This window comes from Methylibium petroleiphilum PM1 (assembly GCF_000015725.1).
GTDB classification, from domain to species: Bacteria; Pseudomonadota; Gammaproteobacteria; order Burkholderiales; family Burkholderiaceae_C; genus Methylibium; species Methylibium petroleiphilum.
Map to the genome: position 1 here is coordinate 1,965,575 of NC_008825.1, position 19,192 is coordinate 1,984,766.

Below are 19,192 nucleotides of genomic sequence, written 5' to 3' on the forward strand. Positions count from 1 at the left end.
GCGGACTTGCCCCCTTGATGCTGAGGCGTCGACAACGATCTAGCTGTGAAGCGTCAAGGTGTTGTTTCTTGACGAGCTGAGTCTGGACATGGGCACAGCGCCGCCGATGCCGCTGTGGGGGCGGTGCCAGTTCGTCGAGAACATCAGCGACCCGCGCATGACGCAGCGCATCGCGCAGGAATCGGGCGCGCGCATCGGCGGGACGCTGTTCTCCGACGCGCTGTCCGATGCCGCCGGCCCGGCGCCGACCTACCTCAGGATGAACGAGCACAACGCGCGCTCGCTGGCCGAGGCGCTGGGCGCCTGATCGATCACGCGCGCGGCGACAGCCCGTCGGCCAGCGACAGCCGGTAGGCGCGCCAGCCCGGCATCAGGCTGGCGAGCCAGCCCGCGGCCAGCACGCCGCCGATCAGCAGCCACTGCGAGGACCCGGGCGCCGAGCGCGACAGCGTGATGCCGAACTGCTGCTGCAGCCACGGCCCGGCGAGCAGGACCGCGATCGCCGTGGCGACGATGCCCGCGCACACGCCCGCCGCGGTGACCAGCGCGCCCTCGATGGCCAGCAGGAACAGCATGTGGCGCGGCGCCGCGCCGACCGCGCGCAGCACCGCCAGCTCGCGGCGCCGCTCGTTGAGCCCTGCCAGCACCACCGACACCAGTCCCGCCAGGCTGACGATCGCGACGATCACCGACATGCCGAGCATCGCGCGCTCGCCGGCGCCGATCACGTCCCACAGCTCGTCGAGCGCAACGCCGGGCAGCACCGCCATCAGCGGCTCGCCCTCGTAGTCCGCCACTGCGCGCTGCACGCCGAACACCGCGCTGCGGCTCTTCAGGCCGACCAGCGCCGCGGTCGCCAGCTTGGGCGTGAGGTCGAGCTTGCGCGCCTCGTCGGCCGTCACGCGCATGCCCGGCAGCGGCGTGCCGGCGACCCAGTCGACGTGGATCGCCTCCATGCCCTCCATGCCGATGTGCACCGTGCGGTCGACCGGCGTGCCGGTGCGCGCGAGGATGCCGACCACCGTGAACGGCTTATCGGCATGCTCGGCGCCGGGGATCGTGCCGGCGCCGTGGCTCAGCGTGATGCGATCGGCGAGGCGGTAGCCGAGGCGCTCGGCGACGTCGGCGCCGAGGACGGTCGCGTAGAGATCCGCCGCGTCGGCGTTGAACGCACGGCCCTGCGCGAGCGCGAGCAGCTGGCGGTCGCCGTAGCGGAAGCGCTCGAAGTAGGCCGGCGTCGTCGCGAGCACTGCGAAGCCGCGGTGCGAGTCGCCGAGCGACAGCGGCACGACCCAGTCGACCCCGCGCAGCGCGGCGAGATCGCGGAGGCTGCTCATGCGGATGTTGTTGGTCGCGCCGCCGATGCGAAACACCGCGTACAACATCAGCTGGACCGAGCCGGTGCGCGCGCCGACCACGAGGTCGGTGCCGCTGACCGACTGCGAGAAGCTTTCGCGCACGTCGCCGCGCAGGCGCTCGACGCCCAGCAGCAGGAGCGTCGCCAGCGCGACCGACAGCACGACCAGCACGAGCGTGGAGCGGCGGTGCCAGGCGCTGTGCCAGGCGATCGAGACGAGCGGCTTCATGCGCCGGCCTCCTTGCGCACGCCATGCAGCTGCGCCGTCGACACGCGCCGGTCGAAGCGCGCGGCCAGGCGCTCATCGTGGCTGACGAAGACCAGCGTGCTGCCGGCGCGGCGGCATTCGCCGAGCAGCAGGTCCATGAAGCCGTCGCGCAGGTCGGCGTCGAGCGCCGAGGTCGGCTCGTCGGCGATCACGATCTCGGGCGAGCCGATCAGCGCGCGCGCTGCCGCGACGCGCTGCTGCTGGCCGACCGAGAGCTGTGCCGCAGGGCGCGACCACAGCGCGCGCGGCAGACCGACTTGCCCCAGCAACTGCTCGGCACCCGCCGAGGTGCTGCCGGCAAGCTGCGCGGCCCGGTGCGCGCGCTGGGCCGAGAAGCGGCAGGCGAGCAGCACGTTGTCGAGCGTGCTGAGGTAGGGCAACAGGTTGAACTGCTGGAACACGTAGCCGACGTGGTCGGCGCGAAAAGCGTCGCGACGCGCGCCCGACAGTGCGCTCCACGACTGGCCGAGCAGCCGAACCTCGCCGACACGCGGCAGCAGCACGCCGGCGAGCAGGCCCAGCAGCGTGCTCTTGCCACTACCGCTGGGGCCGTGCAGGAATACGCTGGCGCCGGCGTCGATGGCCAGCGCGTCAATCGCCAGCGTGTCCTCGGCGGATCCCGGCCAAGCGTAGCGTAGCGCCTCGAGCTCGATCGTGGCTGCAGTCATTTGGCGAGCGTGAGCTTGTTCGCCGGTCGCTTCAGCGTCTGGCGCGACTGACCGTGCGGCCCGGCGACCTGGACGTCGAGCTGCTGCAGCTTCGGGAACGCCTTGAACAGGCCGATGTCGACCTGGCTCGCGCGCGCCGTGTCGGCGCAGGCGAACACGAAGCGGCCCTCCAGGTCGGCGTGCTCGCCTTGCTCGGACGGCGCTGCGGCGGCGCCCAGTCCGAGCACCGGGGCCGTCAGCTCGACGTCCTGCTGCCGGCACTGCGCGGCCGGATCGAATCCGAACAGCTTGGCCGCGTCGCGCAGCGTCGCGACCGCCGCGTCGGCGCGCTTTCGCTCGGCGTCGTTGCGCGGCGCGCGCTCGATGCCGATCAGGTTGTCCAGTGGTGTATCGAGTTCGAAGGTCACGCGGTTGGACTCGACCGCGACGTCGAGCTTGGCGACGCCGTGCTGGTGCGCCGTGCCATGGGCATGGGCCAATGCCGTGCCGAGCGCGAGGCACACGCCGGCGGTCCGACGGACCGATCGTTTCGTCATCATGGGGTGGTCTCCAGGCTTGCGTCGCCCCGACATCGCGGGGCAAGGTGCAACGCGCGCCGGTGCGCGCGGTCGACGGGCTCAGCCGGCGCTGGGCGGACCGCGATTGCGCAGGATGCGCGAAGGCGTCGCGGCAGGTCGCGGCGACACGACGGTGACCACGTCGTCGACGCTCGCCAGCAGCACCGTGGCGGGCAGCGCCGCGAACGGCGCGCACGCGAGGACGGCACCGACGGCCACGCAGGTGGCGCAGCACGTCTCGTCGTGCCCGGTGTCGGGCGCGCCCTGCACGGCGGCGAACGCCGCACGGTCGTGGAACACGTGGCCGAAGCCGTGCTGAAGCGCGGACAGTTGCAGCCAGGGCAGCAGCAGGGCCAGGGCCAGCGCCAGCACGGCGCCGTTCAGCGCGCGGCGGCGTAGGGGGTCGGTCGCAATCGCGGCGCAACGCGTCATGGCCGCGGCTTCGCCACGTAGCGCTCGATCGCGCCGGCCTGCAGGCGATAGCCGCTCGCGCCCATGGCCGCGTCCTCGCGGTGCGCGATCGTCAGCTTGCCGCTGATCCACACCGCGTCCATCGAGCGATAGCCCTTGGCCGGCTGCGTCATAACGACGTGGATGATCTGGTTGGCCGGCGGCGGCGGCGTGTGGATGCAGGCTCCGAAGTAAGGCACGAGCAGGAACTCCTTGAGCTCGCCCTTCACTTCCTCGAGCGGCACGATGTAGCCGGGCAGCTTGACGAGGTTGCCGTCCATCGCGCCCACGGTCGGCGCGGTGTCCCAGATCTCGCGCATCGCCTTCATCGCATCGCGTGCGCGCGGATCGGCATCGCTGAACATGCTGACGCCATTGGTCGCCTCGCGCATCTGCTTGGACGGGTCCCAATCGGGCGGCACCAGGTCGTCCCAGGAGATGGTGCGCATCTGATCGCCGGGCGCGGCGCGCAGTGCAACGGTCAACCCGCCGCCCGTGGCGGCGACGGCGGCAGCGCTCAAGGCACGCAGGAAGGGGCGTCGTTCCATCGTCGGTCTCGCGAAGGCGCCCATTACGCCACATCTGCGCAATGCCCGCCCCGCGGCGCCCCGCTGGGCGCGCGGTCGTCAGCCAGCGGCCAGCCTGCCTTTACGTTCGGGCAACGTGGCGGCGCACGATGAGTCCCGGTGATGGCACGCCGCGGCATGTCCGTCCCTGGACAATGCGTGCGACGCCGAACGGCATGTGCCGTTGCGCACAAGCATCCTGCGCATGGCCGAGTATGGCCGCCAGCCCTGGACGATCTATGGCGTGCTGCCCACGCACCTGAGTGTGTCGACGCTGAGCGTGAGCAGCCTCTATGGCTCGCTGGCGGGCTTCGTCGGCTTCTACACGGTGCTGCTGATCGTCGAGGTCTACCTCATGCAGAAGTTCGCGCGTCAGGGTCCGGGCAGCCTCGGCACCGGCCGCTACCAGTTCGAGCCGGCTCACGCCTGAAGGATCCGCGATGCTTGACTATCCAACCCTCAAGGTGATCTGGTGGCTGCTCGTCGGCGTGCTGCTGGTCGGCTTTGCCATCATGGACGGCCACGACATGGGCGTGGGCACGCTGCTGCCCTTCGTCGGCCGTGGCGATGAGGAACGCCGCGTCGTCATCAATACCGTCGGCCCGCACTGGGACGGAAACCAGGTCTGGTTCATCACCGGTGGCGGCGCCATCTTTGCAGCCTGGCCGCTGGTCTATGCCACCGCGTTCAGCGGCTTCTACTGGGCCATGCTGGCGGTGCTGTGGGCGCTGTTCTTCCGCCCCGTGGGGTTCGACTACCGCAGCAAGATCCACGACGCCAGGTGGCGCAACACGTGGGACTGGGGCCTGTTCATCGGTGGCGCGGTACCGCCGCTGATCTTCGGAGTGGCCTTCGGCAACCTGCTGCAGGGTGTGCCGTTCGGCTTCGACGATTTTCTCGTCAGCACGTACACGGGCAGCTTCTGGCAGCTGCTCAATCCCTTCGCGCTCCTGGCGGGTGTGGTGAGCAGCGCGATGATCACGATGCAGGGCGGCACTTACCTCGCGCACCGCACGGAAGGCGAGATCCAGCGGCGCGCGGCGCGGGGCGCCGTGGGCGCGGCCGTGCTGATGGTGCTGGCCTTCGTGGCCGCAGGGGTCTGGCTGCGCATCGGCGACATCCAGGGCTTCGTCATCACCTCGGCGCTGGACCCGGCCGCCATGCCCGACCCGTTGGCCAAGACGGTGGTGCGCAGCGCTGACGGCTGGTGGCTCAACTATTCCCGGCAGCCCTTGATCTGGGCGCTGCCGGCCATTGGGATCGCTGGCGCATTGCTGGCCGCCGGTCTCGTGGCGCTGCGCCGAACGTTGAGCGCCTTCGCGGCTTCGTCATTGGCCATCGTGGGCGTGGTCGGCACCGCTGGCGCCGCCATGTTCCCGTTCATCATGCCCTCGTCGAGCATGCCCAACGCGAGCCTGACGGTGTGGGACAGCGTGTCCAGCCCCATGACGCTGGGCCTGATGTTGGCTGCCACGCTGGTCTTCATGCCGCTGATCGTGCTCTACACGTCATGGGCCTACCGGGTGATGCGCGGCAAGGTCACCGTGGCCCACATCCGCGCGAATGAACACAACGCGTACTGATGCCACTTTCTCGGCCGTGGCCAGGAGCCGAACCATGAACCCGACACTCCCCCTTGCATGCCCGGGCGCCCGCGCATCGGTTGACGCAACTCCGCACGATCCTGACAAGCGGCAGTGGCTCATTGCCACCGGTGCGGCTGGCGGTGTCGCAGCCCTGGCCACAGCCGTTCCCTTTGTCTCCACCTTCGCGCCCAGTGAGCGGGCCAAAGCCGCGGGCGGTCCGGTGGAGGTGGACTTGTCCGACATGGCCACCGGAGGCAGCAAGACCGTGGAATGGCGTGGCAAGCCCGTCTGGGTCGTGAAGCGTACGCCCGCCATGCTGGCAGCCCTGCAGGGCCACGATGCCCAGCTCGTGGATCCGCAGTCCCAGAAGGACCAGCAAGCCGCCTATGCGCGCAACGAAGCGCGTGCGGTCGGCGCCGCGAATCCCAGTCTCCCTGATGGCTGGTCCGGTGGCTTCTTCTGTCCTTGCCACGGCTCAACCTTCGGTGGAGCAGGGCGTGTCTTCAAGAACAAGCCGGCGCCAGCGAACCTCGAAATTCCGCCTTATCGCTACGCGAGCGACTCGCGCATCCTCATCGGCGAAGACGCCGCCTGAAAGGGACATGTCATGTGGTACTTCGCCTGGGTCCTCGGTGTCGGCTTCGCGGTGCTGCTGGCCATCATGAACGCGATGTGGGGTGAGAACGAGGCTGCGCGCGCAGCCGCTGGAAGGCACGCCCTGGGTGACACGGATCTGCCGTGAGTCGTTCGCTGTCAGACCACCATGACGCAGCACCCGATGGGGCGTCCATGCATCTGCCCAGCCTGGCGGTCGGGCTGACGATCATGGTCGGCGGTACGGTGTATCCGCTGATGATGGCCAAGGCGTCGGGTCATGCCGACCACGGCCTGGCTACGCTGCTGTTCTGGGCCATGAGTGCCGGATTCATTCGTGGTGTGGGGTTCGTCCCGCACCACAGGACCTGGCGGTGGATCTTTTCTGGCTGGGCTTGCGCTGTAGCGCTGGCAGCGGCCGCTGTGGCTCGATGGGCGGCATGAGTGCCGACCGAAGGCACGCAAACCATGTTCAAACTGTTGCACGAGGGGGCCAGCGGCGCCATGGGCTACCTGCTGGCTGACGACGACACGGCAGAAGCCGTTGTCATCGCATCCGTTGGTCACCTAAAGGTGGCGATCTGTGACACAGACTTCACCTGGGTCCACCAGCCGTAGTGAGCCAGGCGCAGCAGTCGCAACCACATCCGGTAGGCCCCATCTGTGAGTTGACATAATATACAGCCCATTTTCGGCGGAGATAGCGACAGAAGAGAGCAGGGCGGCGCCTGCGTCGGGGCCTCCGTCGAACCCGAAGAAGGCGGACAAGATGACCGCAAAGAGCAGCGCCAGCGGCACCCCGGCGCGCTCAAGCTTCTTCGCGATCCCCTCCCACAGTGACCGCATGGCGGGCTCAGTCGATCGCTCGGCGCGGATCGAGACCACCACCTCGGCCGGGTCCAGTCCGGCCAGCTCGGCTAGTTGCGCGGCGTGCACGTCGTCGGGCGAGTTCTTGCCCGTGTTCCACCGCTGAACGGTCTTCTCCGGAACGTCCAGCTCGCGAGCGAGCCGGTAGTTAGAGGGCAGGCCGCGCGCTGACTTGGCGGCTTCCAGAAGTTCGCGAGTCGAGATCATTTGGGCACCCCTGTCCGTACGTACAAGGCCTGTACCGTACAGGACCGGCCCGACACCAGCAAGGCGCCCACTTGCGTACGGACGTGCATGTCCGGTACATTTGCGCCGTCCGCCGGGTTCGTCCTTAACGAAGCCCGACCCCGGCCCAGCCCCGGCGGACCCCTCAGGGGCGGGGCGGCAATGGAAGGGGTTCCATATGGCGGGCAAAGGCCAGCAATTCATCATCGAGCTGCCCACGCAGCCCGGCATGCCGCAGCGGTGGGTCAAGCGCGTCTGTCGGGAGCAGGGCAGCTACTACATCGCCTATGAGCGCACCAGCGCGCGGCGCATGTCCGGCGGCATCGTCTCGGGTGCGTTCGCGTGGATCGGCGTCCCTGACGCGAAGGTTGTGCCGGCATGAGCGGCTTCGATCTGTCCACCCTGCAGCACGCCGAGCTGGTGGCGCTGCGCGCCCGGCTCGACGCGCTGATGGCAGCGACGGCGCCGCGCCTGCCGATCATCATCGGCGACCGCGTGTGCTTCACGTGGTCGGACTCGACGTTCTACGGCACGGTCGAGGGCTTCGCCGACGATCACCAGCACCGGCCCTCCGCGTGGCTGCGTCTCGCCGGCCATGCCTGGGTCCACCGCGAGCCGCTCGCGAACCTGCGTCGCGTGTGCGGCGAGTGCAGCGGCTGCAAGGCCCTCGCGCACCGGCCGGGGTGCCTGCAGTGAAGCGCCTTGCGCTCGTCCTGGCCATCCTCGCCGCCTACGCCGCGGCGAGCGTCGAGCCACCAGCGGAAACGATCACGGCGGCAGAGCAGGGCGCCCGGCCGTGACCGTCGCAGTGCTGTTCGCCCGCGCTGATTCGGTCTACAAGACCTTGCCCGGCTGCGATGTGTGGGGCATCGATCGCGACGCGCGCCGCTGGCCTGGGGGCGTGCCGGCGGTTGCGCATCCGCCGTGCAGGGCGTGGGGCTCACTCCGGCACTTCGCGAAGCCGCGCCCCGACGAGAAGGATCTAGCGCTGTGGGCTGTTAGCCAGGTGCGCGCGCACGGCGGCGTGCTGGAGCATCCGGCGGCATCGACGCTCTGGCCCGTGGCAGGGCTGCCGGCGATCGGCGAGCGTGACGAGTTCGGCGGCTGGACGCTGCCGATTTTTCAAAGCTGGTGGGGCCACCGCGCGGACAAGGCTACGCGCCTGTACATCGTTGGGTGTGAGCCGCTCGACGTGCCGGCGATCCCGCTGCGCCTGGGCGAAGCTACGCACGTCGTCTCGCCGTCGTCTCGCATCCGCGCCGGCCACCCGCGGTACCGGCCGCAGCTCCGGAAGGCAGAGCGCGAGCACACCCCCCCCCAGCTCGCGGCGTGGCTCGTCGAGCTGGCGTCTAGGTGCCGGCCGTCATGAGGCAGCGATTCAGCCCGGCGCCGATGCGCCCAGGCGAAACCCTGGGCGAGTATCGACAGCTCGACGGCGAAGCCCTCGCGCTGCGCCAGGACGAGCGCGACGCGCAGCAGCGCCTGAGCACGCTGCCGGCGTCGTGGATAGATCGCCTGTACAACCGCTGGCGCCGCTGGCGTCTCGCCGATCGGGCGCCAGCGAATCTCGACTTGCTGCAGCGCGTGCGCAGCATCCGCGCGGCGACGGCGGCCGGGCTCAATCCCGACGCGAACGACACGGAGCTGTGCACGCTGGCCGACCTCACCGCGCGCGACATGGAGCGCCGTCTCGGGCAGCGCGAGCAGATCACGCGGGCCACCATCGCTCCGGCCGTCTCTCCGTGGTCGGTCGATTGGGTCGAGCGCTGCGCCACGCTCGCGGCCTTCGCTGAAGCGCAGCACTGGCTGGAGCGCCGCGGCGTCGTGCATCGCGTGCGCGGTGCCATCGTGCCTTTCCTGCGCCGCGTCTGCTGCGCGCGCTGGTGGCGCCGCGTGCTGCGCAAGGTGCACGCGCGGGCGGTCGAATCGACGGCGCGCGCGATCGGCCTCGTGCACAAGCGGGCAGGGTGCTACGTGAGTCACGACGGGCTCAACCGCCGCACCGGCCAGCGCGTGCGCAACGAACGGGCGCTGGAGTCGGTCGCGGCCATCAATGAGCACGGGCAGGCCTACACCCTCGCCGAGCTGGCGGCCCGTGGCCCAGCGAACCGCGAGATTCGTCGGCATGAGCTGATGACGCGCATTGCGGGGTTTGAGCTGATCGCGAAGGACTGCGACGACGAAGCGTTTTTCGTCACGGTCACGTGTCCATCGCGCATGCATGCCTATCGAACCAAGGGCGATGGGTACGGCGTGGAGCGCAACCCAAAGCACGACGGCACAACGCCGGACGAGGCTCAGCGCCACCTGTCGAAGCAGTGGCAAAAGTGCCGCTCGGCGGCCGATCGCGCTGGGCTACAGTGGTACGGATTCAGGATCGCAGAGCCCAACCACGATGGAACTCCACATTGGCATTTCTTGTTGTTCTTCCCCAAGATGGCGATACCTGGGGGAAGTGGTGCCGCCGTTCGTGGGCGCGACGGTGGATGTGTCGCTGACGGCTCACCCGCCGCGCGATCCGCTCTAGCCTCCAGCGCCCGAGCTGGTCTCGCGCGGCCTGGATGTAGGGTGGCGGTGCGGCTCTTGCGGCGCTATTTTCTGTGGCAAGCTGACCCGGCTGAGAGAGGGGCCCGGAAGCATCGTGTTGAAGTAGTCAAGATCGATTGGACCCAGGGCTCGGCGGCCGGCTACATCGCAAAGTACGTCGCGAAGAACATCGACGGATACAAGGTCGAGAAAGACCTGTACGGGAACGATGCGCTCACCAGCTCGCGCCGCGTTGATGCCTGGGCCTCGACGTGGCGCATTCGACAGTTTCAACAGATCGGCGGTGCGCCGGTCGGCATCTGGCGCGAGCTGCGTCGCCTGCACCCAGACCAAGCCCAGGCCGCGGCCGGCGTCGCCTTCATGCTCGATGCGGTCAACGTCACCAGCGGCGCCGAGAAGATCGACGAAGCGCACGACATTGAGCGGCGCGAGACCGCGGCGCACGGCTGGGCCGCGTACACAGAGCTGCAGGGCGGCCCGCGCGTGCCGCGGCGCTCGCTGCGCGTGCGCCTGCTGCGCGAGCAGACCGGCGAAGTAGGGCGCTACGGCGAACTCATGGCGCCGCGGTCGATCGGCGTCGAGACAACAGAGATTCGCCTAGAGCGCGTGCCGGCCTTCGGCATTGTCAAGGCCTTCGATCGTCGGCGGACCGTGCTCGCGGAAGTGGAGAGCGAGCGGTGCGCCTGGATGATCGTGCCCAAGGGAACCGAGGGCGCAGCCGCATTGCGGTTTGCATTGCCGGGCGGCGAAGCCGCGCGGCCTTGGAGTCCTGTCAATAACTGTACGCGGCCGGACCTATACAAGCGTCATCCGGCGGCGCTGTTCGGGCCTTCGATAGAGCGCACGCGCAAGCGCGGGCGTTGGCATGCATGGGACCGGGGTCGGTCACACCCAAAGGAAGCCGACCATGAGCGAAACCACCCCCCACCGCAGCCCGAAGATCGTCGCGGCTGAACTCGACGCGCTGCACTCCAGCTCGAGCACGAAGTTCGTGCCGGTCAACGTCGTCAAGGCGATCGAGCTGCAGCGCGAGCTGAACGCCGGCATCGTCGCGACGCTCGACGCTGCGGGCCTGCTGCCCGACGACGCGGCGCCGTCCAGATCGGACCCGGCTTGATCATGGCGGCCGAGACCATCGGCCGCTGCAAGTGCCCGCTGTGCAGCTCCGACCGCGCGCGCCTGTCGCTCGCGAAGTCGAAGCTGTCGGTGATCACTTGCAACGCCTGCAACTTCCAAGGATTCGCGCGCAGCGATCGCAGTGACGACAAGCTGCGCGCGCTGCTGATCGCGGAGCCGGCCGCACCGCCGGCCGACGATCCACCGGCACCGCCGGCACCGATCGCCACGGCGCCGCAACCGGCGCCAGCGACGCGCGCACCGATGGGGTGGGGGGTGCTGGGCCATGCATGACGACGACGCGCCCCAGGCGCCCGAATCGCCTGGCCTCGACGCACTCGCCGCCCAGGCCGTCGAGCTGGAAGCCGGCGCGCTGCCGCCGGGCCTGCGGCCACCGGAGCCCGCCCAGGTCATCGCCGACAGCTCGGCCGAGCTGCTGGGCGCGCTGACGATGGCGCGGCTGTTGGTCGCGCCCATGTTCGAGTGGTGGCCGAAGTTCGGCGACACGTGGAGCGATGGCACGCTGCAGAGCATCTCGACGGCCGGCGCCCAGGTGATGGAGCGCCACGGCTGGAGCCTGGGCGATCTCATGTCGAGCTGGGGCCCGTACATCGCGCTCGCCATGGCGACGGCACCGCCGACGCTCGTGACGCTGCAGGCGATCAAGGCCGAGAAGGCTCGGCAGGCCATGCCACGCGCGGAGCCGGCCGAGGCCGAGGAGGGCGTGCGGCCATGAGCGTGCTGAATCGGCCGATGGTCTGGGCCTACATCGGCGCCAGCGGCAGCGGGAAGGGCGTGTCGATCAACAAGGCCTTGGCGGCGCTGAAGCCGCAGCGCCTGCTGATCTGGGACCCACGTGACGAGTACGGCAAGCACGCGAAGCGGATCACGACGCTGCCGGCGCTGGTGGCCGAGTTCAAGAAGGCCGGCGACGGACCCGTGCGCGTGCGCTACGTGGCGGGCTCGGGGATGCCGCTAGCCGACGCCTTCGCGCTGGTCTGCTCGCTCGCATTCGAGGTGGGCTCGCTGGTGTTCCTGGCCGAAGAACTCAGCGACGTGACGACGGCCAGCCAGGCGCCGGCCGCGTGGCGCCGCTGCATCACGCAGGGCCGGCACCGCGCGCTGCACATCATCGGCGCGGCCCAGCGGCCGGCGCTGATCGACAAGACCTTCATGGGCAACTGCACCTTCATCCGGTGCTTCACGCTGCGCTACAGCGACGATCGCGCGGCCATGGCAAAGGCGCTCGACGTACCGCTGGCCGACGTGTCGGCGTTGCAGACCGTCGAGACCGAGAAGGCCACCACGATCGCGTACCTCGAGCGGGATTTCCGGGCCGGCGTGTTGCAAAAAGGCTCGATTCGCATGTCTCGGTGAGGTGGGCTACGTAGGGGCTACGTACGGGCGTCCGGGCCCCCAACGTACAGCGGCGCGGGGCGCAATGGTGGCTCTCTTCAACCCACCATTTGCACAGGAATCGACCCCATGAAAGCCCAACTCAAGAACGCCGCCATCACGACCGCGATCGTGCTCGCCACGATCTACGCGCTGCGTCAGGTCTCGGCCACCCGCAGCATCGTCGACAAGGCACTGATCGGCTGATCGGCCGGCGGCTCTCCCTCCACCCAACGAACAGGACACCCGCTCATGCGCCCGATCCGTCTCCCCCAGCTCCAGAACGTCGGCCCGAATCAGCGGGTTTCCCTGTCGCTGCCGCTCGGCGTCACCTACCAGAAGCTCTATTTCCAGCTCGGCACCAACATCCTGACTTCGCTGATCACGAACATCGTGCTCAAGCTGAACAACAAGGAATTCGCCCGCTGGAAAACCGCTGCCGACTTGATCGCGCACAACGCCTACAAGGGCAACTACACCGGCTCAACTGCGTTCCTCGTGATCGACTTCACCGAGCGCCTCGCTCGTGAAGAAGCCGCGCTGACGCTGGGCACCGTTGCGGCCACCCAGGAAGCCGGCGTCCAACAGTTCACGCTGGAATTCGATCTCGGCAACTACACCGCGGTCGCGGCCTCGATCATCACGGGCTGGGCCGACGTGGAAGCCCCCAGCGCGAACCGCATCATCCAGCGCGTGCAGTACATGCAAAAGGTGATCGGCGCCGCGGCGCAGGAGCAGATTTACATCCCGTTCGGCGTGAACGGCTTCCAAGTCAAGCGCCTGCTGATCAAGCATGCCCAGCTCTCCAGCGTGCGCGTGCGCCGCGACGGCTCGGACATGTACGACGATCTGCCGACCGCCTTTGCGAACCAACGGCTGCAGGACTTCGGCCGCGTGCCACAGGCCGGGTATTTCTGCGTCGACTTCCTGCCCGACAGCCTGCAGGCGAACGCGCTGAACACCGCGCAGATTCTGGTCGCGCCCGGCCAGGCCGTGCCGGTGCAGAACCTCGACGTGCGCGTCACCACGGCCGCGGCCGACACCCTCGACATCTACGTCGAGGCCTATTCGCTGAACTCGCAACTCTGACACCCACCGCGAAGCGAAGCCGAGAAGGCAGGGCGGGCCGGCACTGACACCGGCCCGCCCAACACGGAAGGAAACAGGACATGAGTGCAGCACTCGACGCGGCAGCCGGAGACCCCTACTACACGCAGAGCCTGCCGGGAGACTGGAGCGACACGGCCAAGATGGCGCCGTTCCAGCCCGCCGCGGCAGGGTCGAGCTGGTGGGAAGGGGCGATCCAATACGGCTTGGTCCGCGCGATCGACAACCGCTTCGGCCCGGTGAACATCGCCGGCAACAACCAGCCGGGCACATTCGCGGGTGCCAACGGCCGCACCTACACCCAGGCGCCCAACGCCACCGGTCAGACCCTGCTCGGCGGTGCGCTGGGCGGCGGCATGGGCACGTGGCTGCTGCTGGGCGGCGTCGCCCTCGCGGCCTTCGCGCTGCTGAAGCGCTGACGCCATGGCCGGCGGCAGCGGCATCGCGGCCGGCGCATCTGCCGGCGCGGCATTCGGCCCGTGGGGCGCTGCCATCGGCGGCGTGCTCGGCGGTGTGTCCGACCTTGCGGGCGGCGGTGGTGGCGGCGGCCCCTTCCTCGGCGGTGAGGCCGGCTCGGCAGCTCACGGCAACCGGCTCGACGGCTCGGGCTGGTCGGTGAACTTCGGCGGCACGCAGATCGCGACGCCGAGCAAGACCGACTACAGCGCCGAGGGCCTGCCGTCACCGGCCGGGCTCGTCACGGCCGGCGGCGTGTCCCCTGTGCTGATGATCGGCGGCGCGGTGCTGCTGGTCGCGGTGCTGTTGCTCAAGCGCAAGCGGGGCTGATGTGGGAGCGCAGGCGCTGCACCGAGTGCGGGTTGAGCGATCGAGCGACGGCGCTGCATCGTTGACGCGGCTTGCGGCCGTCGATCGTCGCTCGGTTGATGGATCGACCGCGGCGGAGATCGCCGAGGGCTGCGAGCTGCTCGACGTGATCGAGGCCGGCCAGGTCGTCGGCGCTGTCGCGGTGTCGATCGACGGCAACGTGGCGACGCTGAAGGCAGCGGCCACCACCGGCAGCCGAACGTACGAAGCGCTCGACGCGCTGGAGGCCGCGGCCAAGGATGCCGGCGCGGTGCTGCTGGGCATGTTCACGCGGCGCGGCGCGCTGGTGCCGCTGCTCGTGGCCCGCGGCTATCGCATCCGCTCGATCGAGCTGGAAAAGGACTTGTGAGCCATGGGCAGTAAGCAGAAGAGCAGCAGCGCGAGCAGCAGCACTAGCACGCAGCAGGACAACCGCGTAGCGGCCGAGGGCTCGACCGTCATCGGCGCGGGCGGCTCGCTCACGTCCGACAGCTCGACGCGGTTCGATGTGCGCGACAGCAGCACCAAGAGCACCAGCACCAGCACCACCACGACGGTGAACAACGCCGACGCGGCCAAGATCGTCGAGCTGAACGGCCAGCTACAGGGCCAGCTCGCCGAGTCCCAATCGGACGCGGTGAAGTTCATTGCCCAGCTCGGCAGCGACACCATCAAGAGCCTGGGCGAGTCGGTCACGTCGCTCTACTCCCAGGCCGGCAACAACACGACGCGGGCCTATGCCGACGCGATCGAGGCCAGCGCGCCCAGCGACGGCAAGCTGGCCGACGGCTTCAAGTATTCGGCCATTGCAGCCGCTGCGGTCGCAGCGCTGTTCATCCTCTCGAAGGGCAAGTGACATGGAGCTGTTGACGTTCGCCATTGCGGCCAACGAAACCAAGGTGTTCAAGCGCGCCGGCCGCTACTTCGAGATCATCGACGCGGCCTATGCGCTGAACGTCGATCTCTACGATGCCAACGGCGGCAAGTCGGACGGCATGCTCGGCGCGCTGTCGGGCCTGTTCGTCTCGGGCCCCTTCACGGAATTCGTCGTCACCAACGGCGCCGTCGCGCAGACCGTGACCCTCATGGTTCACGAAGGGCAGGGCGGCTCGCGGCGCCAGCCCGGCGTCGTGCGCGTCGTTGATCAAGGCGTCGAGAAAACCGCCGCGCTCTCGCAGTTCCTGAACTCGACGCGCGTCGCGGCCACGGTCGGCGCGGTCGGCCTGTCGGTGCTGGTGGCGGGCTCGCGCAAAGTCGCCATCAAGCGCGTGCAGATCGCAGCGGCCACCGCACAAGCGGTGTTCTTCGGCTACGGCACAGGCGCGCCGGGCACGGTGCTCGGCTCGACCACGGCGAACAACAAGCGCGTGGGCGGCCCGGCGTCGGCGGCCACCGCCTACGCGGCCACCGCTGCCGGCGCCACGCCCACCGCGCCCGAGCTGCCGGGCTACATCTTCGGCGGCCGTGTGTACGTGCAGGACTTCGTGACCGTCGAGCTGGCGCTGACGACACCCATCCTGCTGCAGCCTGGGCAGTGCTTCCTGATCAATGGCGCCGTCGTGAACCGTGAGGTCTGCGGCAACTTCGATTTCGAGGAATTCGACTGATGAGCCGCGTTGCCGTCGCGGCCGTCGCTGCTGTTGCGCTGATCGGTGGCGCGGTGCTCGCGCGCCGTGCGGCCGACGGCGCTGCCCAGGCCGAAGCGATGGGCGAGGGCGACGGCGCAACCGCGCTCGACTACTTCAACCCGCTGGGCGCGATCGAGCGCCAGCTAGACCAACAGCAGACCGAGGCCGCCATGCACGACACGAACACCGCCGCGTTCCTCGCGATGATCGCGAGCGCCGAAGGCACCGATCGACGTCCAGACCCCTACCGCGTCTGCTACGCCTACGCGCACACCATCGCCGATCTGTCGGACCACCCGGCCGTCACGGGCGAATGGAAGGGCGAGCGCCTGCCCGATGCGATGTGCGCGGGCGCGGGCTTCGGGCCCGGCTGCGTGAGCAGCGCGGCAGGGCGCTACCAGCTCATCAAGTCCACGTGGCTGCTGTGCAAGCGCCAGCTAGGGCTGACCGACTTCGGACCCGCCAGCCAGGACGCGGCAGCGGTCTACCTGATCCGCAAGCGCGGTGCGCTCGACGACGTACAGGCCGGCCGCGTGGCCGATGCCGTCGCGAAGTGCCGGCTCGAGTGGGCCAGCCTGCCCGGCGCCGGATACGGCCAGCCCGAGCGCCGGCTGACTGCGTTGGTCGACGCATTCGAGCGGGCCGGCGGGGTGCTCGCATGAGCGGCTTCCCCAAGGTCGAAACCGTCGTGATCGGCGGCGTGCTCGGCGTGGGCGTGCTGCTCGCGATGTGGGTGCTCAAGCGCGGCGGCATCCAGAACGCGGCCGAAGTGCTGACGACGGGCGCGATCCGCGCCGTTGACAGCACCGCGGCCGGCGTCGTGGGCGGGGTGGGTGCCGTGGTGGGCCTGCCGACGCCTTCGCAGACCGTCACCAGCCCGGCACAAGCCCGCTACCTGATCGACGTAGGCGGGTACTTCTTCGCGTCGCGCTGGGCCAGTGCCGGCGCGCTCGCACAGGCGCTGTTCCTCGACGAAGGCAGCGGCACCCCACCGCCGGCCGGCTCGCCCGCCCAGGTGGCCTTGATCACGCTCGCGCCGGCCCAGGGAACGGGCGACTTCGCGCGCTCCGACCGTGAGGCCTACTACGAAACCTCCGGCCGCGCCGGGTCCAACGGGCAGACCGACGCCGGCATGGGCACGGGCTACGTTGACGCCATGGGGAACTACTACCCATGAGCCCGCTGGCACTCGGTTTCCTGGGCGATGCGGTGCGCTCCGTGCTCGACCGCGTTTTCCCCGATCCGATCGAGCGGGCGCGCGCTGAGGTCGAGTTGATCAAGGCGCAGTCGGAAGGCACGTTCGATCAACGCGCGGCCCAGGCGCTGGCGCTCGCGCAGATCGGCGTGAACAACACCGAGGCAGCGTCGCCGGGCATTTTCAAGGGCGGCTGGCGGCCGGCCGCCGGCTGGGTCTGCGTGGGCGCGCTCGCGTGGCAGTTCGTCGCGCGGCCGATGGTCGCGTTCGGCTTCGCGGTCGCAGGGCATGAGCTGCCCGAGCTGCCGACGATCGACGGCGCGCTATGGGAGCTGCTGTTCGGACTGCTGGGCCTGGGCACGCTGCGCAGCGTCGAGCGCATCAAGGGCAAGTCATGACGATCGAACAGGCCACGTTCCTGCTGGCCATCCTCAATTCCACCGCCGTGCCCATGCTGCTGGCGGCCCACAAGTTCATGCGCCGAGTCGAGCGGCGTCTAGACCGGCTGGAGCGGGTTCTCGACCTCGACCCGCTGCACACCACGTGAGGAACACCACCATGGCGAAGCGACTCCCCCCGCGCAAGAAGAACGGCCAATTCCGCCGTCGCAAGAAGTGAGCGGCACCGCGAAGTCGATCGCGATCGGCGTCGCGGTCGCGGTCATTGCGGCGCTTATCCTGCGGCGTTTCGAGCGCCAGGCGAAGCCGGCCGAGCTGGGCCCGTGGCAGTACATCGACGGCAACGGCCAAGTGCGCGGGGTGCGCGTGTGATCGGCCGAGACAAGGTGCTGCACGCCATCGCGGGCGCGCTCGTGTTCCTGATCGCCTGGGTGCTGCTCGACTCAGGCCCGGCCGCGCTCGGCGTCGTGCTGGCGGTCGGGGCGGGGAAAGAGCTGTATGACCTTGCCCACCGTGACCGGCACACGCCGAGCTGGGCCGATCTCGCGGCCACCGTCGCGCCGGCCGTCGTCCTGTGGTTCGTCGTCGGGCTCGTGCTCGACGTGGACAGCGCTCGGGCTGTTGGCGGACCCGAACTCGCTCAGGGCCAGCACGCGGCCCAGCTCGCGGCGTAGCGACGCGATTTCGCGCTGCAGGCAGCCCACCATGCCGGCGTGCATGACGGCGCTGTTGTGCGCCTCGCACGCCACCTCCGATTGACCCCAGCGGGTGAGCCAGAACAGCGCCAGCAGCACCGGCCGCGGCGCGTTGCCGTCCACCAGCCAGCGCCGCACCGTGCGGTCGGTCACGCCCAGGGCGCGAGCGAGCACGGCCGATCCGGGGTTGCCCAGGTCGGCCAGCAAGTCAGGGAACGCGGGGAGCTGCCGAGGCAGCCGATTCAGCATGACGGTGCATCGTCAGGCGGGGGTCAGACCTGTAACGGGTGTCCCATCGGAGACACCAAAGCGGTGCGGTTTCGCACGGCCGGACAGCCATTGCCACACCCCCAGGGCCAGCCCAAGAGTTGACATAATATACATTGGCGCGGTTAGTTGGATGAATGGGAGGGGTCGCCTCCCATGAAGCTGAACCTTTACAGCATTGACCATGCGCCCCGTGCACTCCCAATTTGGGAAACGATCCTTGAGGATCTTGGCCGGCCTCCGCCGCACCGTGTCGCACGGGTCCTGGGGGTCGGCTTGAGCACGGTCTACCGATGGAACAAGGCGCGGTCGGCGCCGCGCTCCGCCTGCCTGGCGCTGTACTGGCTGACCCGCTGGGGTCGCTCGGCGGTGCATTGCGCGGCCGTCAACGATGCTACGGCGGCCGTGGGCTACGTCAACGCGCTCCGGCGGGAGAACGGCGAGCTTCGCGCCCAGCTTGCCCACGTCCTGGCGCTCTCCGACTCTGGCGCTGCCAATGCGCCCCTCCTGGGAGACGGCCGTGGCTGACCTCCTTCATCGGATGCCGTGTTCGAAGGGGGGCCCCGCAGGGGGGAGCGCGAAAGCTCCCGGGGGCGGGCAAAGCCCGGTGTGGGGGTGCAACCCCCGCGTGCTGACGTGCCCTCGGCTAGTGGCTGGTGTTGTAGCGCTGCGGGAGGGTGACCCTGGCAAGCAATCCGAAGGCAGGCCGGGTAGCAGCTGGCCGGACGGACGGGGGTGGGAGACGAGGTACGAGGCGACCGCCCCGGGACGGACGGACAGCGGCGCCCCGGCGACCGCAGGGAGGCGGGGCGGCCGAAGGCCGACCGGCCTAAATTTATTCCTAGGACACTTTAGAACAATGAGTAAACAAAGCCGGCGATCGGCACCCCCCTTCTTCATAG

The 19,192-nt window shown here is 69.3% G+C and carries 32 protein-coding genes and 1 pseudogene; 26 read left to right on the top strand and 7 right to left on the bottom strand.

The window, feature by feature from the left end:
* Positions 1–157: 157 nt before the first annotated feature.
* Positions 158–307 (top strand): hypothetical protein, encoded by a 150-nt coding sequence (locus MPE_RS09185; RefSeq protein ID WP_237706388.1) that lies wholly within the window; start codon positions 158–160, stop codon positions 305–307.
* Positions 308–311: 4 nt separating this feature from the next.
* Here the strand turns inward: MPE_RS09185 and MPE_RS09190 are convergent, their stop codons facing one another.
* The 5 genes from MPE_RS09190 to MPE_RS09210 form a co-directional block, all read right to left on the bottom strand.
* Positions 312–1,586 carry an ABC transporter permease gene (locus MPE_RS09190; protein WP_011829421.1) on the bottom strand — a complete coding sequence of 425 codons (1,275 nt, stop codon included), beginning with the start codon at positions 1,584–1,586 and terminating at the stop codon, positions 312–314.
* On the bottom strand, positions 1,583–2,293 hold the full coding sequence (locus MPE_RS09195; RefSeq protein ID WP_011829422.1) for an ABC transporter ATP-binding protein: 711 nt from the start codon (positions 2,291–2,293) through the stop codon (positions 1,583–1,585). The genes MPE_RS09190 and MPE_RS09195 overlap by 4 nt, the downstream gene beginning before the upstream one ends.
* On the bottom strand, positions 2,290–2,832 hold the full coding sequence (locus tag MPE_RS09200; protein WP_011829423.1) for a DUF2796 domain-containing protein: 543 nt from the start codon (positions 2,830–2,832) through the stop codon (positions 2,290–2,292). The genes MPE_RS09195 and MPE_RS09200 overlap by 4 nt, the downstream gene beginning before the upstream one ends.
* Before the next feature lie 78 nt (positions 2,833–2,910).
* Complete coding sequence (locus MPE_RS09205) at positions 2,911–3,282, bottom strand: hypothetical protein (RefSeq protein ID WP_011829424.1); 372 nt, start codon at positions 3,280–3,282, stop codon at positions 2,911–2,913.
* A complete protein-coding gene (locus tag MPE_RS09210) occupies positions 3,279–3,848 on the bottom strand; it encodes a DUF3299 domain-containing protein (protein ID WP_036230275.1) in 570 nt (189 codons plus the stop codon). Before MPE_RS09210 ends, MPE_RS09205 begins: the two co-directional genes overlap by 4 nt.
* Before the next feature lie 223 nt (positions 3,849–4,071).
* Between MPE_RS09210 and MPE_RS09215 the strand changes: the two are divergent.
* From MPE_RS09215 to MPE_RS09230, 5 genes and pseudogenes are all read left to right on the top strand, one after another.
* Positions 4,072–4,296, top strand: a pseudogene (locus tag MPE_RS09215) (cytochrome ubiquinol oxidase subunit I); the annotation flags it as partial.
* A gap of 10 nt (positions 4,297–4,306) precedes the next feature.
* Positions 4,307–5,449 carry a cytochrome d ubiquinol oxidase subunit II gene (gene cydB, locus MPE_RS09220; RefSeq protein WP_011829426.1) on the top strand — a complete coding sequence of 381 codons (1,143 nt, stop codon included), beginning with the start codon at positions 4,307–4,309 and terminating at the stop codon, positions 5,447–5,449.
* Positions 5,450–5,483: 34 nt separating this feature from the next.
* Positions 5,484–6,047, top strand: a complete 564-nt coding sequence (gene petA, locus MPE_RS09225) for a ubiquinol-cytochrome c reductase iron-sulfur subunit (protein ID WP_011829427.1) — start codon at positions 5,484–5,486, stop codon at positions 6,045–6,047.
* Between the two features lie 12 nt (positions 6,048–6,059).
* Positions 6,060–6,194, top strand: coding sequence for a cytochrome bd-I oxidase subunit CydX (gene cydX, locus MPE_RS23270; RefSeq protein WP_081771270.1), 135 nt, complete (start codon positions 6,060–6,062; stop codon positions 6,192–6,194).
* A 47-nt stretch (positions 6,195–6,241) separates the two neighbouring features.
* Positions 6,242–6,490 carry a cyd operon YbgE family protein gene (locus MPE_RS09230; protein WP_011829428.1) on the top strand — a complete coding sequence of 83 codons (249 nt, stop codon included), beginning with the start codon at positions 6,242–6,244 and terminating at the stop codon, positions 6,488–6,490.
* A 123-nt stretch (positions 6,491–6,613) separates the two neighbouring features.
* On the opposite strand, the gene MPE_RS09235 is transcribed toward MPE_RS09230, so the two are convergent.
* Positions 6,614–7,120, bottom strand: coding sequence for a DUF3693 domain-containing protein (locus MPE_RS09235; protein WP_011829429.1), 507 nt, complete (start codon positions 7,118–7,120; stop codon positions 6,614–6,616).
* A 196-nt stretch (positions 7,121–7,316) separates the two neighbouring features.
* On the opposite strand from MPE_RS09235, the gene MPE_RS09240 reads away from it, so the two are divergent.
* The 19 genes from MPE_RS09240 to MPE_RS24300 all read left to right on the top strand — a co-directional run bounded on the left by MPE_RS09240 (position 7,317) and on the right by MPE_RS24300 (position 17,700).
* The gene (locus MPE_RS09240) at positions 7,317–7,520 is read left to right on the top strand and encodes a hypothetical protein (RefSeq protein WP_041929618.1); all 204 of its coding nucleotides are present in this window, start codon (positions 7,317–7,319) and stop codon (positions 7,518–7,520) included.
* Positions 7,517–7,834, top strand: coding sequence for a hypothetical protein (locus MPE_RS09245; protein WP_011829430.1), 318 nt, complete (start codon positions 7,517–7,519; stop codon positions 7,832–7,834). The genes MPE_RS09240 and MPE_RS09245 overlap by 4 nt, the downstream gene beginning before the upstream one ends.
* A 100-nt stretch (positions 7,835–7,934) precedes the next feature.
* The gene (locus tag MPE_RS09250; protein WP_011829431.1) at positions 7,935–8,507 is read left to right on the top strand and encodes a hypothetical protein; all 573 of its coding nucleotides are present in this window, start codon (positions 7,935–7,937) and stop codon (positions 8,505–8,507) included.
* On the top strand, positions 8,504–10,639 hold the full coding sequence (locus tag MPE_RS22735) for a replication endonuclease (protein ID WP_011829432.1): 2,136 nt from the start codon (positions 8,504–8,506) through the stop codon (positions 10,637–10,639). The genes MPE_RS09250 and MPE_RS22735 overlap by 4 nt, the downstream gene beginning before the upstream one ends.
* Complete coding sequence (locus MPE_RS09260) at positions 10,593–10,802, top strand: hypothetical protein (protein WP_041929619.1); 210 nt, start codon at positions 10,593–10,595, stop codon at positions 10,800–10,802. The genes MPE_RS22735 and MPE_RS09260 overlap by 47 nt, the downstream gene beginning before the upstream one ends.
* Positions 10,803–10,804: 2 nt before the next feature.
* Positions 10,805–11,095 (top strand): hypothetical protein, encoded by a 291-nt coding sequence (locus MPE_RS09265; protein WP_011829433.1) that lies wholly within the window; start codon positions 10,805–10,807, stop codon positions 11,093–11,095.
* The gene (locus MPE_RS09270) at positions 11,088–11,537 is read left to right on the top strand and encodes a hypothetical protein (RefSeq protein ID WP_011829434.1); all 450 of its coding nucleotides are present in this window, start codon (positions 11,088–11,090) and stop codon (positions 11,535–11,537) included. The genes MPE_RS09265 and MPE_RS09270 overlap by 8 nt, the downstream gene beginning before the upstream one ends.
* Positions 11,534–12,178, top strand: a complete 645-nt coding sequence (locus MPE_RS09275) for a hypothetical protein (protein ID WP_011829435.1) — start codon at positions 11,534–11,536, stop codon at positions 12,176–12,178. Before MPE_RS09270 ends, MPE_RS09275 begins: the two co-directional genes overlap by 4 nt.
* Positions 12,179–12,448: 270 nt before the next feature.
* Positions 12,449–13,285, top strand: a complete 837-nt coding sequence (locus MPE_RS09280) for a major capsid protein P2 (protein ID WP_011829437.1) — start codon at positions 12,449–12,451, stop codon at positions 13,283–13,285.
* 80 nt (positions 13,286–13,365) lie between these two features.
* A complete protein-coding gene (locus tag MPE_RS09285) occupies positions 13,366–13,722 on the top strand; it encodes a hypothetical protein (protein ID WP_011829438.1) in 357 nt (118 codons plus the stop codon).
* A 4-nt stretch (positions 13,723–13,726) separates the two neighbouring features.
* Positions 13,727–14,089 (top strand): hypothetical protein, encoded by a 363-nt coding sequence (locus MPE_RS09290; RefSeq protein ID WP_011829439.1) that lies wholly within the window; start codon positions 13,727–13,729, stop codon positions 14,087–14,089.
* A gap of 61 nt (positions 14,090–14,150) precedes the next feature.
* Positions 14,151–14,477 (top strand): hypothetical protein, encoded by a 327-nt coding sequence (locus tag MPE_RS09295; RefSeq protein WP_041929620.1) that lies wholly within the window; start codon positions 14,151–14,153, stop codon positions 14,475–14,477.
* A 3-nt stretch (positions 14,478–14,480) separates the two neighbouring features.
* Positions 14,481–14,963 (top strand): hypothetical protein, encoded by a 483-nt coding sequence (locus MPE_RS09300; protein WP_011829441.1) that lies wholly within the window; start codon positions 14,481–14,483, stop codon positions 14,961–14,963.
* Position 14,964: 1 nt separating this feature from the next.
* Positions 14,965–15,714, top strand: a complete 750-nt coding sequence (locus MPE_RS09305; protein WP_011829442.1) for a hypothetical protein — start codon at positions 14,965–14,967, stop codon at positions 15,712–15,714.
* Positions 15,714–16,397 (top strand): glycoside hydrolase family 24 protein, encoded by a 684-nt coding sequence (locus MPE_RS09310; protein ID WP_237706389.1) that lies wholly within the window; start codon positions 15,714–15,716, stop codon positions 16,395–16,397. The genes MPE_RS09305 and MPE_RS09310 overlap by 1 nt, the downstream gene beginning before the upstream one ends.
* The gene (locus MPE_RS09315) at positions 16,394–16,912 is read left to right on the top strand and encodes a hypothetical protein (RefSeq protein WP_011829444.1); all 519 of its coding nucleotides are present in this window, start codon (positions 16,394–16,396) and stop codon (positions 16,910–16,912) included. Before MPE_RS09310 ends, MPE_RS09315 begins: the two co-directional genes overlap by 4 nt.
* A complete protein-coding gene (locus MPE_RS09320) occupies positions 16,909–17,328 on the top strand; it encodes a holin family protein (RefSeq protein ID WP_011829445.1) in 420 nt (139 codons plus the stop codon). The genes MPE_RS09315 and MPE_RS09320 overlap by 4 nt, the downstream gene beginning before the upstream one ends.
* The gene (locus tag MPE_RS24295) at positions 17,325–17,477 is read left to right on the top strand and encodes a hypothetical protein (protein ID WP_158304607.1); all 153 of its coding nucleotides are present in this window, start codon (positions 17,325–17,327) and stop codon (positions 17,475–17,477) included. The genes MPE_RS09320 and MPE_RS24295 overlap by 4 nt, the downstream gene beginning before the upstream one ends.
* Before the next feature lie 67 nt (positions 17,478–17,544).
* Positions 17,545–17,700, top strand: coding sequence for a hypothetical protein (locus MPE_RS24300; protein WP_158304608.1), 156 nt, complete (start codon positions 17,545–17,547; stop codon positions 17,698–17,700).
* 71 nt (positions 17,701–17,771) lie between these two features.
* Here the strand turns inward: MPE_RS24300 and MPE_RS22740 are convergent, their stop codons facing one another.
* On the bottom strand, positions 17,772–18,272 hold the full coding sequence (locus MPE_RS22740; protein ID WP_011829447.1) for a hypothetical protein: 501 nt from the start codon (positions 18,270–18,272) through the stop codon (positions 17,772–17,774).
* Positions 18,273–18,446: 174 nt separating this feature from the next.
* Here MPE_RS22740 and MPE_RS09330 point away from each other — a divergent pair, with 174 nt between their 5' ends.
* A complete protein-coding gene (locus tag MPE_RS09330) occupies positions 18,447–18,818 on the top strand; it encodes a hypothetical protein (protein ID WP_041929621.1) in 372 nt (123 codons plus the stop codon).
* Positions 18,819–19,192: the final 374 nt, after the last annotated feature.

Coding starts and splice junctions, on each gene's coding strand:
- MPE_RS22735 (WP_011829432.1), top strand. CDS start 8,504: ATGAGGCAGCGATTCAGCCCGGCGCCGATGCGCCCAGGCGAAACCCTG.
- MPE_RS09185 (WP_237706388.1), top strand. CDS start 158: ATGACGCAGCGCATCGCGCAGGAATCGGGCGCGCGCATCGGCGGGACG.
- MPE_RS09260 (WP_041929619.1), top strand. CDS start 10,593: ATGAGCGAAACCACCCCCCACCGCAGCCCGAAGATCGTCGCGGCTGAA.
- MPE_RS09285 (WP_011829438.1), top strand. CDS start 13,366: ATGAGTGCAGCACTCGACGCGGCAGCCGGAGACCCCTACTACACGCAG.
- petA (WP_011829427.1), top strand. CDS start 5,484: ATGAACCCGACACTCCCCCTTGCATGCCCGGGCGCCCGCGCATCGGTT.
- MPE_RS24295 (WP_158304607.1), top strand. CDS start 17,325: ATGACGATCGAACAGGCCACGTTCCTGCTGGCCATCCTCAATTCCACC.
- MPE_RS09320 (WP_011829445.1), top strand. CDS start 16,909: ATGAGCCCGCTGGCACTCGGTTTCCTGGGCGATGCGGTGCGCTCCGTG.
- MPE_RS09240 (WP_041929618.1), top strand. CDS start 7,317: ATGGCGGGCAAAGGCCAGCAATTCATCATCGAGCTGCCCACGCAGCCC.
- MPE_RS09230 (WP_011829428.1), top strand. CDS start 6,242: ATGCATCTGCCCAGCCTGGCGGTCGGGCTGACGATCATGGTCGGCGGT.
- MPE_RS09265 (WP_011829433.1), top strand. CDS start 10,805: ATGGCGGCCGAGACCATCGGCCGCTGCAAGTGCCCGCTGTGCAGCTCC.
- MPE_RS22740 (WP_011829447.1), bottom strand. CDS start 18,272: ATGCTGAATCGGCTGCCTCGGCAGCTCCCCGCGTTCCCTGACTTGCTG.
- MPE_RS09200 (WP_011829423.1), bottom strand. CDS start 2,832: ATGATGACGAAACGATCGGTCCGTCGGACCGCCGGCGTGTGCCTCGCG.
- MPE_RS09305 (WP_011829442.1), top strand. CDS start 14,965: ATGGAGCTGTTGACGTTCGCCATTGCGGCCAACGAAACCAAGGTGTTC.
- MPE_RS09235 (WP_011829429.1), bottom strand. CDS start 7,120: ATGATCTCGACTCGCGAACTTCTGGAAGCCGCCAAGTCAGCGCGCGGC.
- MPE_RS09210 (WP_036230275.1), bottom strand. CDS start 3,848: ATGGAACGACGCCCCTTCCTGCGTGCCTTGAGCGCTGCCGCCGTCGCC.
- cydB (WP_011829426.1), top strand. CDS start 4,307: ATGCTTGACTATCCAACCCTCAAGGTGATCTGGTGGCTGCTCGTCGGC.
- MPE_RS09315 (WP_011829444.1), top strand. CDS start 16,394: ATGAGCGGCTTCCCCAAGGTCGAAACCGTCGTGATCGGCGGCGTGCTC.
- MPE_RS09300 (WP_011829441.1), top strand. CDS start 14,481: ATGGGCAGTAAGCAGAAGAGCAGCAGCGCGAGCAGCAGCACTAGCACG.
- cydX (WP_081771270.1), top strand. CDS start 6,060: ATGTGGTACTTCGCCTGGGTCCTCGGTGTCGGCTTCGCGGTGCTGCTG.
- MPE_RS09290 (WP_011829439.1), top strand. CDS start 13,727: ATGGCCGGCGGCAGCGGCATCGCGGCCGGCGCATCTGCCGGCGCGGCA.
- MPE_RS09245 (WP_011829430.1), top strand. CDS start 7,517: ATGAGCGGCTTCGATCTGTCCACCCTGCAGCACGCCGAGCTGGTGGCG.
- MPE_RS09275 (WP_011829435.1), top strand. CDS start 11,534: ATGAGCGTGCTGAATCGGCCGATGGTCTGGGCCTACATCGGCGCCAGC.
- MPE_RS09270 (WP_011829434.1), top strand. CDS start 11,088: ATGCATGACGACGACGCGCCCCAGGCGCCCGAATCGCCTGGCCTCGAC.
- MPE_RS09190 (WP_011829421.1), bottom strand. CDS start 1,586: ATGAAGCCGCTCGTCTCGATCGCCTGGCACAGCGCCTGGCACCGCCGC.
- MPE_RS09280 (WP_011829437.1), top strand. CDS start 12,449: ATGCGCCCGATCCGTCTCCCCCAGCTCCAGAACGTCGGCCCGAATCAG.
- MPE_RS09205 (WP_011829424.1), bottom strand. CDS start 3,282: ATGACGCGTTGCGCCGCGATTGCGACCGACCCCCTACGCCGCCGCGCG.
- MPE_RS09310 (WP_237706389.1), top strand. CDS start 15,714: ATGAGCCGCGTTGCCGTCGCGGCCGTCGCTGCTGTTGCGCTGATCGGT.
- MPE_RS09195 (WP_011829422.1), bottom strand. CDS start 2,293: ATGACTGCAGCCACGATCGAGCTCGAGGCGCTACGCTACGCTTGGCCG.
- MPE_RS09330 (WP_041929621.1), top strand. CDS start 18,447: ATGAAGCTGAACCTTTACAGCATTGACCATGCGCCCCGTGCACTCCCA.